Genomic DNA, 12,748 nt, shown 5'->3' on the forward strand with positions numbered 1-12,748 from the left:
ATAAAGGCGGAGTTCGGGCCAGCCGTGAACCGACAGTTTGCGTCGACCTACAAGTTATTCATGGCGGAGCCCCGTAAACGCTCGGATTATGTGAGCACACGTCCGGGATTAGGGTGGCTGTACCAAGAGCCGGACCCGGCTGACGGCCGAAGGCGCTTCCTCCGCACGACGACTCTCGGGCGGGAAGTGTTAGCGAGAGCCTTCAACATCAGCGTGGAGCATATAGACGAAGGTTTGGCCGGCCATGCCGACGGACTGACCGCGCGCTTGCGGGTCGCCATCGAAGCGGTCTTCGTGCTCTAGCCCACATCTGCGGAAACGATTTCGCCAGCGGTGGCGGAACTAAGGCGGCCCGGTGCGTCTCTGCCGGGTCGCCGCCCCATATGCTTGCTCGTTCCGCAGCCGAAGGCCGGTCGCTTTCTGTAAAAAATTCCGAAGCAAGATACGCCACCGACGGCTGGCACCGGTTCCCCCCATGCGGGGGCCACGCAGGGAGCCGTGGGTCCACTCATCGGCCCCGGTTCCTCCAATAGCACGGCGACTACCTTCCGCTGGAAAGGGGTGGGCTGTCTTGCGGGGCCCCGCCGAGCCCGCCGAGCCCGCCCGCATTTGATCCACCACCCCACGACACTGGCGGGAGCGCACTGCGCAGCCCCGCATAGCCCAAGGACCCACTCACATGGCCTCCGATCTATCCCAGCTCCGAGTACGCACCGCGCAGCAAGGGCGCGTCACCCAAGGACGCGACCGGATGTTCTCCCGGCAGAATACCGACGCTCCGTCCCGCCGATACTATCAGGACATGCGCAACGCCTCCCGCGGGGATGGCGGCGCCGGAGAGCTGATGCGCGCTCTTGGCATGGTCAAAGAAGCCGCGTCGGATTTTCAGCAGTACCAGGAAGCGAGCGCCGCAAAGCAGTCGGAGGCCGATCAAGCTCAGGGTGCCGAGGCAGCGGCAGCCGGCCTTGTCGACCCGGAGAAAGAGGCCGAGTCGAATGCCTATCGTTCCGGGGTGCTCTGGCAGCGCGGTGATGCTGACTGGTCGACGAGACGAGCTGCCATGGCGCAGGGCGTTCAACAACTCATTCAGAACCAGACCGATCCCGACCCTGCAAAGCGGGAAGCCGAGGTTGCCGCCTTCCTTGAGCAGCAGAACCGCGACTTTGCTGTGAACGAGGATGAATCCCTTCGGGACTTCGGCTCCCCCGCAGCTAACCGACACTTCGCCGCGCAGATGGCTGCGGCGCGCGGCGAGATCATCCCGCAGGCTTCCGCGATGATTCGTAAGAGGATGGGCGAGGAGAGTCTGTCTAGCATGGCAACGGCGGTAGTTGGGAAGCTCAAGGCAGGCATCCACGTCGACCCGGCCGAGGAGTTCTCCCGGCTGCTTCCCTTCGTGGACCGGCGAGAGGCAGTCGAAACCCTCATGCAGGCCACTGAGGCCGCAGCGGGTGAGCTGCAACAGAGCGACCCCGCCCGTGGCCTCAAGATGATTGACGGACTCCTTGGGTGGACCAAGCAGGCCAACCCGCAGCAGCCCGAAGCTGCTCCAACAACCGCTCCTGCCGGTCTCATGCAGCCCTTCGCCGGGTTCGCCTCGGTGAAGCGCACCGGCAAGATGGGCGATGCCCGTAGCGGCGGAAGCGCACACAACGGCGAGGACTTCCCTGTCCCCGTCGGGACCTCCATCGTGGCCCCTATGGGCGGCGAGGTCGTCTCCTCCATGCGCAACGCCCGAGGTGGTAACCAGGTCCGAGTGAGGCTCGACAACGGAGCCATCGTAGGCTTCGCCCACCTCTCCTCGCGAGGGGTGCAGGTTGGTCAGCGGGTCGAGGCAGGCGCAGAGCTAGGCCTCTCCGGGAACACCGGAAAGTCCACCGGACCCCACGTCCACATGACCGTCGAGGTTGGCGGAAAGAAGGTCTCGCCCTCGGGCTACTTTTCGGAACAGCCGGCATCCTCCGGCGCCGCTTCCTCGCCCGCGTTCCAGGCTGCCTTCGGTGACGGTGGCTTGGCCGATGCCGTACCTCAGGCAGATACGGGACCAGGCGGGGCGTCGGGTGCGGACACGCTCACGGGACCACTTTCTCTTTCTCCGGGACAAACCCTCCACCTTCAGGAGTTCAGGAGAATGTATAGCCAGCGGGCAGAGGCGGAGGCGGAGCGGGAGAGGTCGGAACGCCAGGCAACAACCGCCGCCTCGTTCATCTCCCGGCTGTCGGGTGCTACGGGGACCTACCCGACCGTCGCTGAAGTCCAAGGCCTTATCCGAGCCGGAGCGGTCGCGCCGCAGCAGGGGATGCAGCTCCTGAACATCATCGACAGCGACAGGCGGCAACGTGTCTCAGATGCGCGGCAAGCCGCGTCATGGGCCCGAGAAGACCGAAAGGACGCGAAAGAGGACTACCTCCGTGGTCGGGTCGGTACGCTGCTTGGTCCGGTCTACGCTGGCCGGTCGAGCGTCACGGACGCAACTGGCAAGCTCCTCGCGATGGTTGCGCGCGAAATGGACCCCGAGATTCGCCAAGCCCTCCTGCGGGAGGTCGGGGGCGAACTGAACAATGTTCAGACGCTACGGGTGAAGGGCCCTGAATATAAGGGAGCCGACAACGACCTGAATAACTGGGAAGAGGCTTACGCCAGCCAGCTCGGAAAGGTGCGGATGCCGCGTGGTGTTGATGGGCAGGCGGCTCGACGCTTGATCCGGGGAAAGCTGGATGAAGTGCGGGCCGAGCTAGGCCGGGGCGACGTGTCGCCGGAGAAGGTCCGAGACTACATGGGCGGAGTGGAACGGCGCATGGACCTTTGGTTCCAGCAGACGTTCCCACTCCGCGCATTGAAGAAGTGAGTGGGCGGAGGCTCCTTCGGTTGATCCGGGGAGCCTCCGTTCTTGAGGCACCGGATTTAAAGTGAACTGCTGACGGGCTGCGGGATCAGCCGCGAGAGAACTGCGGCAGGCCAGCCGCCAAGCGGCGCTGCTGTTCCCTGCGAAGGGCTCGGCGGTCTTCGCCGTTCAGGTCGCGGATGCGCTGCACTGCCTGGTCACGGGTCAAGACAGCCTCGCCGTTGGGACCGTCGATGCGCACCGCGGTATCTACGCCAAACCTCAGAAGGTTGAGCCGGCGGCGGGCCCGATGGCCGCGGCATTCCGTGGCATCCATTCCGTAGAGGAGCCGGTTAGTGCTGCGGCGGCTTTCGTCCGCAAGCATTTCTCGGCTGGTGATGGCAATGTTCTGATGGATCACGATTGAGGTCCCCCGTTGCGCAACAGCGCGCTTCGTCGATGTAGCGGAACGTCTCACCGCCGTAAGATGATGGTTCCACAAGCCTGAGCGCTTTGAGTCGAAACGGTCTTTTCCAGCGGCGAGTTGTGCCTGCGGCCGCGATAGCGATGGCTCGGAAACGAGCGATTACGATACAGGTCGGTGAGGTGTATCGAAAATTAGCTTGACCGCACTTCCGATCCATAGCACATAACGAGCCACCATTCCGTTACAGAGCTTCGATCCATGGCCCGCACCTTCGCTTACTGCCGCGTCAGCACCGCCGACCAGGCCACCGAGAACCAGGTGCGCGAAATCGCCGCTGCCGGGTTCAGCGTCGAGCCTAAGCGCGTGGTGGAGGAAACTGTCTCCGGTTCTGTGGCCGCAATGGAGCGAGGAGGGTTCGCTCGTCTTGTAGACCGCATGGAAGAGGGGGACGTGCTGATCGTCACGAAGCTCGACCGCCTTGGGCGTAATGCTATGGACGTTAGAGCGACGATAGAACGGCTGGCAGGGGAGGGAGTGCGTGTGCATTGCCTCGCCCTTGGCGGGGTCGACCTGACCAGCGCCGCCGGCAAGATGACCATGGGCGTCCTGTCCGCCGTGGCGGAGTTTGAACGAGACTTGCTCATAGAGCGGACGCAGGCAGGACTGAGCCGTGCGAAAGCTGAAGGGAAGACTCTCGGAAGGCCCTCAGCGCTCACCAAAGAGCAACAAGAGACCGTCAGGGCTCAGAGGTCGTCGGGAGTTTCCTTGGGCATACTCGCAAAGGAGTACGGGGTCAGCCGCGCGGCCATTCAGCGGGTGGAGAAACGTGGGAACGCCTAACAGCTCCAATCTTTTCGGGCGTGTAGGCCCGATGCCCTGCTTTTTTCCTCACTCGCCGCCGCCGGGGCTCACGAGGACTTCAGCGCGGGCTTCCCCCTCAACTACGGGGAACTCTGCCACAGAACCTACTGCGGCGGCGATGGCTATTCGACATCGCTCCGCGAACGCCATGTCCCCCGTGTTCTTCACATGCCTTGCAGCTACAAATAGGTCAGGCGTCCGGACCAGAACCAAACTTACCGTCTGAGCAAACGTGACTACCTTTCGGGTAAAAGCCTCGTCCCGCTCCTCCGGTGGCATGAGGCGATGCGGATTGCCAAAGAGGACACCCACGGCCATTTCCTCCACATCGTCTCTGGCGAAGTCCTCGCTGATATTCCTGTGAAGCTGTGAAGCCTTCTTTACGTCCACGGCCTTATTGTCGCGGCCCTCGACCTCACCGATAAAGCGTCCCTCAGCGCTGACGAAGATCGCATCGAACTCGCTCTGATCATCTTCGAAGTGCTGAACCTCAAACCCGAGGATACGGAGGGCACACCTCACGGCCATTTCTAACCGCGGGCCGGTCTCGTAAAGAAGCTCGCGAAGTGCGCCGTCTCGCTCAAGCTGGTTTTCAAGTTCAGCATGTTGAGCGCGCAGGGTCTCGATTTGAGCCGTGACGTTTAGCATTTTTTCTTCGGTCACGCTTTCGGCATCCAATCGGTATGCAGACGCTGCCGCCCAAGCCGGAGCTTCGGTTCGTTCCTCGGTTGACCGAAGTCGCCTATCTAGCCCCAAGATGGCGTCGCGTAACCGTAGCGTGAACTGTTTATATTCTTCCGGCCACTGATACTCGGTCTGTTCGTCCTCGTCCTCGTCCCCATCCTCATCTGCCGCTTCGTCCTGGCTCAGGTGATCCCACGTCAATTCAGGTAGGATAAGCAGGCTGCCGCCCCCGATCGATAGCTTAGCAGCTAAGGCGTGTTCGCCGCCCTTCGTCGTCAGCAGAGTCGTTGATCCGCCGACGGCTCCGAAATAGCACCGGTAGGCGGAATAACGTCCGAACTCTCGCCAGTAGTCGGCTAGAAGTTCAGTTCCTTCTTTTGTCAGGCCGAACCCGAAACCATCAGCAACCGACATGTCGGGCAGGCGAAGAGGTAAGAAGTCATAACTACTACATGGCTGCACCATCGTTTGCAGCCTCGGCTTCCCCGCCGTGCCGACGTTTTTAGTTTGGCCTGTATAAAAGAAGCGTTTTTCCGGCTTGGTAAGGAAAAAGACAACGGTCCGCCCTGCCTTGAGTGCTGCATCAAGCTGCGCAGCCCACCGAACTTGCGTCTCTCGGTAAAGAGCGGAGCTATGCTCCTCCATCTTCGGCACGCCTTGATACGAACCGTAAGTTGAAAAGGTCCCCAGACTCGGTTCGACGACGATGATGTCGGCATCCAGCATAGAACGCGCCGACGCCAAGCTAAGGGGCTCAAATCCTGCGACCTCAGGAAGGCTGAAACCGTACGCGAAAATATTCTTGTGCAATTCAAGGCCCCTAGCTGGTTTTACGACGCTAAGGCCGATCAAACCATTTCCGCAAGGACTATGTGTATAAGGCGGGATTCGACCCACAGAGTTGGCCCACGAACATGGCCCACAATAAGCCAAGCTCGAACTCTAATGCACTGATCTGATTGGGAAATTCAAACCTGGCTGGGGCGGCAGGATTCGAACCTGCGAATGCCGGTACCAAAAACCGGTGCCTTACCACTTGGCGACGCCCCAGCAGGGATTGCGCGCTTAGCGGCTAATGCCGATGCTGAAAAGCCCTTATCGAAGAGTTTTCCCGCATCGGCATCGACTTGATCGGTCAGGCCTTCAATACCGCGTCGATATCGGCAGTGCTGTGGCGCTCGCGGACGAAGCCTTCGCCCTTGCGGTTGACGATGCGCCCGCGCTGCACGGGTTCGCGCGCGCCGATTTCCTCGCCCCAGCGAACCAGATTCGTGTAGCTTGGAACGTCCAGGAACGTCGCGGCGTCGCCATAGGCATCGCCGCGTACAAAGCCGCCGAACCAGCCGTAGGCGGCGATATCGGCGATCGTATATTCGTTGCCCGCAAGATAGCGGGTTTCACCAAGGCGCTTGTCGGCCACGTCGAGAAGCCGCTTGGTTTCCATGGCGTAGCGGTTGATGGGGTACTCGTACTTCTCCGGGGCATAGGCATAGAAATGCCCGAAACCGCCGCCGATTAGAGGCGCAGTGGACATCTGCCACATCAGCCAAGACAGGCATTCGGCGCGCTCCGGGTAGTTGGCGGGAACGAACTTTCCGAACTTCTCGGCCAGATAGAGCAGGATGGCGCCCGATTCGAATACGCGGACCGGCGCCGTTCCGGAATAATCGCGCAGGGCCGGGATCTTGGAGTTCGGATTGATCGAGACGAAATCGGAGCCGAACTGGTCGCCTTCGCCGATGTCGATCAGCCAGGCATCGTATTCGGCTTCCGCCACGCCGGCGGCCAGCAGCTCTTCCAGCATGATGGTGACCTTCTGGCCATTGGGAGTACCCAGCGAGTAGAGTTGCAGCGGATGTTCGCCGCGTGGCAGGTGCTTCTCATGCGTGGCGCCGGAGATGGGGCGGTTGATGCTGGCCCATTCGCCGCCGTTGCCCTGTTCCCAGGTCCAGACTGCGGGCGGCGTGTAGGTAAGGTCGGCCATCATCAACTCCTTGATAGTGCGGCCGCTGATCTAGGAAGCGGGCCCAGGAGTGACAAGGCCGGCAGACCCTCCAGAAGAGATGTGCAGCAAGCGACATATTTCCGGAAGACCTCTCGACATTTTTGTAATGTCATTTTAAATCAATCGCATAATCGATATTGCGGCTTGCTTTGCCCGCATGACAAGACAGGCGGAAGGCCAATGACCAAGATGATCGACCCGGCAGCGGCGCCTATCGGCAGGCGGCAGCCTTCGCGTCGCCGCAACAAGGGATTTCGGGAAACCCACGCCCTGTTGATCGACACCGCCGTGCGGCTGATGTCCGAGAAGGGCACCGAAGCGCTGTCGTTGTCGGAAGTGGCGCGTGAGGCGGGTGTGAATCGCACGACGGTCTACTATCATTTCGACAGCCGCGAAGCGTTGCTGGCTGCGGTGCGGGAATGGTCCGCCGATCAGCTTTCGGCCGCCTTCGCGCCATCGGACACGGCGGAAAACCGCACGCGCTTCATCACTCGCTTCGTGATCGAGCAGCCGGAAGTCATCGCCTTGTGGACCGAGGAGTTCCTGGCGCCGGGGCGTGCCGCCGAGCGCTATCCGCACTGGGATGGCCTGGTCCAGGGGCTACACGCCCAGTTGCAGGCCAGCCGGGACACGATGGAGATCGACGCTGAAGCCTTCGCCACGTTCCTGCTGACCTGGGCCATGATCGGGCCGCGGGTCTACCGCAACAGCGTGCGTCCCGAGCTTTCGCTGGAAGACACCGTGGACCGGCTGTCACGCACCCAGATCGCCATGCTTCGCCTGATCGGCGTAACGCCCGGGCGCTAAAATTACGACACCATTGTTGTAAGAATCGGTGATCCGTTTTAGCCTGCTTTCCACAACGAGAACGGGAGAGCGGAAGATGGGCGAATGCAGTGTGGCGTTCGAACCGGTCGGCAAGGATGAACTGGATTGGCTCGGAACCGGGCCGGTCCCGGCCGAACCTTACTTCGACAACACCTGGTTCGAGATGGAACGAGAAGCGGTTTTCCGGCAGAGCTGGATGCAGATCGGCCATTCCTGCGAACTCCCCGAACGAGGCAGTTTCATTCGCCGCGAAGTCGAGGTGCTCAAGGCGTCGGTATTGGTGACGCGCGGAAAGGACGGCGAAATTCGGGCTTTCCACAATGTGTGCACGCATCGCGGCACTCAATTGGTGGATGACGGCGAAGGCCGCAGGAACACGTTCAGCTGCCCTTATCACATGTGGACGTTCGCCTTGGACGGTGCGTTGGTTTCCGCGCCCGATTTCGGATCGTTCCATGTCTCCAAGGAGGCCTGCGCGTTGCCGCGGCTTTATTGCGAAGTGATCGGGGGGCTGATCTTCGTCCATTTCGGAGAGCCCGAGACCAGTTTGCGCGACGAACTTGGACCACTGGCGGAGAAGTTGGACGGAATGCCGGTCGGGCAGGCGACGACGTTCTCGGAATATGTCTATGATATCGATGCCAACTGGAAGCTGACTTTCGACAATTTCCAGGAAAACTATCACTTGCGCTTTATCCATCCAGCGGCCGCGAAACCGGTATGCAGCGCAGACAATCCCTTCGGTTATCCCGTCTCCTACGGCTTCCATGGCGCGCATCGCGCCCAGCGAATCTGGACCAATCCGGCCATGCCGCCGCCTGCGCCGATCCAGGGTGAGGCGTTTCGGCGCGGCGGTGCGTCGGCCATGGCCGATGGGCTGCTCGGCGCCGACACAGTGAAGGACTACCTTGCGCTTTTTCCGAACTTCTTTTTGTTCGGATCGCCAGTGCAGCACTTCTCGCACATGGTGATGCCGATCGCGCCGGACCGTTCGCGTGGCGTGATCCGGCTCTACTGGGTGGGCGAGGACGAGAGCGCCAGCGAGCGTTTCGCCCGCGAGTACGCCATGGCGACCGCGCGGGACGTCCACGCCGAAGACCGGTCGGTGATCGAGAGAGGGCACAAGGGCCTGGCTAGCGGGGCGCTTCGCCACATCCATTTCCAGGTGCAGGAATCCCTCTGCCGGCATCTGTTCGTCGAGGTCGATCGCAAGGTTCGTGCTTATCGCGGCGCCACTCCGGAGCAGGTGCGATGACGCGGATATTGCCGGAGGGTTTCGCTCGGCTCGAACCGTTCGTCCATCGCTGGGCCCTCAGCGGGTCGGCCGCGCGGGCCGAGCGACGTGGCGCATCCTCAAGGGAGGAGCGGGAAGCGTTCTACGAAGAGGGGCGCGCGCTGCTCGGTGACGCACTCGATCATCTGGATGCCCGCGGGCTGCACGCGCTGGATGCGGCCGATGAAAAGCTGATGAACCTGCTGCTCAGCCTTGCGCATGTGTCGCTGGCGGTCGAACTTCAGAAGGATAGCGAAGCCAGCCACGCGGAACTGCGGCAATTCATGCGAATCACGCGCAGTCCCGCCGGCGTCTGAGGCTGTAGCGAAAGGGCGGGGTACGATCCCCGCCCTTTCGATCAGGATACCTTGCGGATCCAGCCGTGGGTATCGGCCGCTTCGCCGCGCTGGATCGAAACCAGGCGGCTCTTGAGCCTGGCGGTAAGCTGGCCGGGGCCGCCCGAGCCGATCACGAATTCGCCATCGCGCCCGGAAACCTTGCCCACAGAGGTGACCACGGCTGCCGTTCCGCAGGCGAATGTCTCCACCAGCTTGCCGGACTGCGCATCTTCGCGCCACTGGTCCAGACTGTACTTGCCTTCCACGACCTTGAGGCCTTCCTCTCGAGCGAGCTGGAGCAGGCTGTCGCGAGTGATGCCGGGCAGGATCGTGCCGGTGAGGGCAGGGGTCAGCAGGGTGCCGTCCTCGAACACGAAATAGAGGTTCATGCCGCCCAGTTCCTCGATCCACTTGTGCTCGGCGGCGTCGAGGAAGACGACCTGGTCATGCCCGCGCGAGATCGCTTCGGCCTGGGGCACGAGGCTGGCGGCGTAATTGCCGCCGCACTTGGCGGCACCGGTCCCACCGGGCGCGGCGCGGGTATAGTCGGAAACCCAGATCGAGACGGCCGGGGCACCGGATTTGAAGTAGTTGCCGGCCGGGCTCGCGATCACGATGAACTTGTACTGCTTGGCCGGACGCACGCCCAGGAAGGCTTCGGTCGCGATCATGAAGGGACGCAGGTAGAGCGAGGCACCTTCGCCCTCGGGAATCCACGCCCGGTCGATCTTCACCAGCCGTTCGATGGCCTCCACGAAGAGGTCCTCAGGCAGTTCCGGCATGGCCAGCCGCTGGGCCGACTGGTTGAACCGCGCGGCATTCGCTTCGGGACGGAACAGGGCTACCGAGCCGTCGGCCTGGACGTAAGCCTTGAGGCCCTCGAAGATTTCCTGGGCATAATGCAGCACGGACGCGGCGGGATCGAGTGCGATCGGCTGGCGCGGCCCGACGACCGCGTCATGCCAGCCGCGACCCTCGGTCCATTCCACCGTCACCATGTGATCGGAGAAATTCGTGCCGAAACCGGGATTGGCGAGCACGGCCGCCCTCTGCTCCGCGCTGACGGGCGAGGGATGGGACAGGGTGGTGAAAGTCAGGCCGGCATCGGCGATCGTCGCCATTTAACGAAGTCCTCTTGTAATGCGTTCCGCGCCGCTGCTGAATGAAAATTACAACAAAGGCAACTGAAAAGTAATTTTGATACTCAGCAATTCCTGCCTCACGACGTGCAAAAGCGTCGAGACAGAAATGCGGAAGTTTCAGAAGCAGAGCATTAGCCCCGTAGCTCGGCGCAGGGCCAGCATGAATTTTTGGGCCGACATGAATTTTGCGGAGAAGGCGCAACGTTCAGGCGCCGGATCGACCGCAAGGGCGCATGCGGGCGCGACGACAGCCTGCAAGTCTAGACGGCTTGCAAATGAGAAGGGCCGCCCCGGTTGCCCGGTGCGGCCCTTCGCATGGTCAGCGGCCGGGAAGTGCCGCCAGCGAAAGCCTTTATCGCCAGATCAGAATTGGCGATAATGCCTCGCGACGGAAATTGCCGACCTCTCTGCTGAACCATGAGACATCGGATCACCTCCTTTCGCGCTGTTGAGCCAAGGTTGCCACCCCGGACTTCCACCGAAGCGGCTGGACTTCATGAACGTCCGGGCGCGTGTGCCGGGTTCCGTCGTCCTGAGAAATTTGTGTCCGATTCCGCAGCGCACAACAAGCCTTGCAATCATCTTTTTTGCGGTCATTATCAGTGCTTCGGGCTAGTTTTCCCCAGCCTGCGAACCTCGTTGAAGGTCCGTTTTTGGGGGCTGCGAACTGCGGCCTGAAACCCTCTGAAATCGCCTCAAATTTACGCTCGGGCCGGGTTTGGCAGGCTGATCGTGAAGGCGAGTCCCGCTCACTTATGGCCACAGGATCGGCCCTGATTCGAGCTTTCAGCACCAGCGCGCGCGACCCGTCTGTAAAGGACGAAGCGCGCGGCGATGTGTGTTTGCGGATTGGCGCCTATCTGCAGCGCCAGTCTTTCTAGCGACAGTCTTCGATGACGCGGGATATCTCCGTCCAGCTCGGAACGTAGAGCGGCTGCATGCCCTGCGCCTGCACCGCGAAGCGCCCGCGACTGAAAGCGATCGAATCGAGCAGGCGATCGCGCGCGGGCAGATCGACCTGCACCCCGCCGTTGACCGGATTGGCGGTGAGCGTGCGCGTGGTGTCGGACGTCGTGATCGCGAGAGACACCGGGCCGGCCGCTGTGCCGCTGCGGAACAGCGAAACCGTCGATGAACCGCGATTGCAGCGGATGCCGAAGATTCCGTCGCCGAAGCTGGCGATGCCAGGGCTGGTGATTCGCCAGTCGCCCGGCGTCCGGGGCGCGTCCCGCCAGTCGGCGGGCGGCGGCGATGCCGGAAGGGGCGGCGCGGCCGGTGTCGTCGGAACCGGCCGCGGCGCCGGGGCGGGCGGTTTGCTGGCCGGCACGCAGGCCGCGACAAGGGTGAGTGCCGTCAGCGGCGCGAGTGCCAGCAGCTTGCGGGACAAGTTGCGGGAGAATGGGAGGGCGTCGGTACGCCGGCGCGGATTTGCCTTCATGCCCCTGGTATGGAATGAGGCGCGGCCCATCTCAAGTATGCAAAGCCATGACCGACCCGATCGAACCCCGCCCCGTCGAAAAGAAATCAGGCCCTTCGTCCCAAGTTGCGCCTAGGTCGGCGCCCAAGGTGGCAAAGGCGCGGGTCGATCAGCTGCTGGTCGATCGCGGGCTTGTCGAGAGCCGCACACGCGCTCAGGCGCTGGTCCTCGCCGGGCTGGTCTTTTCGGGCGAAACCAAGATCGCCAAGCCGGGGCAGAACATCAAGGCGGATGCGCCGCTTGAAGTGCGCGGTCGCGATCACCCCTGGGTCTCGCGTGGCGGGATCAAGCTGGCGCATGCCATCGAGCACTTCGATCTCGACCCGACCGGTGCCTTGGCCATGGATATCGGCAGCTCGACCGGCGGCTTCACCGACGTCTTGCTTACGCATGGAGCGGAGCGGGTCTTCGCGGTCGATTCGGGTACGAATCAGCTGGCCTGGAAATTGCGACAGGATCCGCGCGTCACTGTGCTGGAGCAGACCAGCGCCCGCATCCTGACGTCGCAGCAGATCGATGCGGCATGCAACTGGGTGGTGTGCGATGCCAGCTTCATCGGGTTATCGAAAGTGCTGGAAGTGCCGCTGCGCCTGGCCGCGCCGGACTGCCGACTGGTGGCGCTGATCAAGCCGCAGTTCGAAGTCGGCCGGAACGAAGTGGGCAAAGGCGGGGTGGTGCGCGATCCGGTCTTGCACGAGAGGGTCTGCAACGAAGTGCGGGACTGGCTGGAGGGCGATGGCTGGACCATCCAGGGGATTGTCGAAAGCCCGATCAAGGGGCCGGAGGGCAATGTCGAGTTCCTCGTGTCGGCATGGCGCGGGTGAATTTCCCGATCGCCGACGATTGCGTGCGAGGCAGGCTCGTTACACAACCCGCTCACCATCACGGA

At 62.3% G+C, this 12,748-nt stretch carries 11 protein-coding genes and 1 tRNA gene; 6 read left to right on the forward strand and 6 right to left on the reverse strand.

Translation table 11 applies throughout. The features are described from left to right. Nucleotides 1-679: 679 nt before the first annotated feature. Nucleotides 680-2,848: a M23 family metallopeptidase gene (locus tag RT424_RS12870; RefSeq protein WP_313438670.1), complete on the forward strand. Its 2,169-nt coding sequence runs from the start codon at nt 680-682 to the stop codon at nt 2,846-2,848. Nucleotides 2,849-2,933: 85 nt separating this feature from the next. Here the strand turns inward: RT424_RS12870 and RT424_RS12875 are convergent, their stop codons facing one another. Beyond that, entirely contained in the window at nt 2,934-3,245 is a 312-nt protein-coding gene (locus RT424_RS12875; protein WP_313438672.1) for a hypothetical protein, read from the reverse strand. Between the two features lie 264 nt (nt 3,246-3,509). Here RT424_RS12875 and RT424_RS12880 point away from each other — a divergent pair, with 264 nt between their 5' ends. Next, nucleotides 3,510-4,091 carry a recombinase family protein gene (locus RT424_RS12880; protein WP_313438675.1) on the forward strand — a complete coding sequence of 194 codons (582 nt, stop codon included), beginning with the start codon at nt 3,510-3,512 and terminating at the stop codon, nt 4,089-4,091. Between the two features lie 48 nt (nt 4,092-4,139). Here the strand turns inward: RT424_RS12880 and RT424_RS12885 are convergent, their stop codons facing one another. The 3 genes from RT424_RS12885 to yghU form a co-directional block, all read right to left on the reverse strand. Continuing rightward, nucleotides 4,140-5,606 (reverse strand): hypothetical protein, encoded by a 1,467-nt coding sequence (locus tag RT424_RS12885; RefSeq protein ID WP_313438678.1) that lies wholly within the window; start codon nt 5,604-5,606, stop codon nt 4,140-4,142. 165 nt (nt 5,607-5,771) lie between these two features. Further along, a tRNA-Gln gene (locus tag RT424_RS12890) sits at nt 5,772-5,846 on the reverse strand. 85 nt (nt 5,847-5,931) lie between these two features. Further along, nucleotides 5,932-6,780 (reverse strand): glutathione-dependent disulfide-bond oxidoreductase, encoded by an 849-nt coding sequence (gene yghU, locus RT424_RS12895; protein WP_313438680.1) that lies wholly within the window; start codon nt 6,778-6,780, stop codon nt 5,932-5,934. 201 nt (nt 6,781-6,981) lie between these two features. On the opposite strand from yghU, the gene RT424_RS12900 reads away from it, so the two are divergent. The 3 genes from RT424_RS12900 to RT424_RS12910 all read left to right on the forward strand — a co-directional run bounded on the left by RT424_RS12900 (nt 6,982) and on the right by RT424_RS12910 (nt 9,219). Then, complete coding sequence (locus RT424_RS12900; RefSeq protein ID WP_313438683.1) at nt 6,982-7,608, forward strand: TetR/AcrR family transcriptional regulator; 627 nt, start codon at nt 6,982-6,984, stop codon at nt 7,606-7,608. Between the two features lie 76 nt (nt 7,609-7,684). Next, entirely contained in the window at nt 7,685-8,884 is a 1,200-nt protein-coding gene (locus tag RT424_RS12905) for an aromatic ring-hydroxylating dioxygenase subunit alpha (RefSeq protein ID WP_313438685.1), read from the forward strand. 8 nt (nt 8,885-8,892) lie between these two features. Further along, nucleotides 8,893-9,219, forward strand: coding sequence for a hypothetical protein (locus RT424_RS12910; RefSeq protein ID WP_313438688.1), 327 nt, complete (start codon nt 8,893-8,895; stop codon nt 9,217-9,219). A gap of 41 nt (nt 9,220-9,260) precedes the next feature. Here the strand turns inward: RT424_RS12910 and RT424_RS12915 are convergent, their stop codons facing one another. After that, complete coding sequence (locus RT424_RS12915) at nt 9,261-10,361, reverse strand: branched-chain amino acid aminotransferase (protein ID WP_313438691.1); 1,101 nt, start codon at nt 10,359-10,361, stop codon at nt 9,261-9,263. 898 nt (nt 10,362-11,259) lie between these two features. Beyond that, entirely contained in the window at nt 11,260-11,820 is a 561-nt protein-coding gene (locus RT424_RS12920) for a hypothetical protein (RefSeq protein WP_313438693.1), read from the reverse strand. Nucleotides 11,821-11,867: 47 nt separating this feature from the next. On the opposite strand from RT424_RS12920, the gene RT424_RS12925 reads away from it, so the two are divergent. Beyond that, nucleotides 11,868-12,683 carry a TlyA family RNA methyltransferase gene (locus RT424_RS12925; RefSeq protein WP_313438696.1) on the forward strand — a complete coding sequence of 272 codons (816 nt, stop codon included), beginning with the start codon at nt 11,868-11,870 and terminating at the stop codon, nt 12,681-12,683. Nucleotides 12,684-12,748 lie beyond the last annotated feature (65 nt).

Origin of the sequence: Novosphingobium sp. (assembly GCF_032093395.1) — a bacterium.
In the GTDB taxonomy this organism is placed as follows: Bacteria; Pseudomonadota; Alphaproteobacteria; order Sphingomonadales; family Sphingomonadaceae; genus Novosphingobium.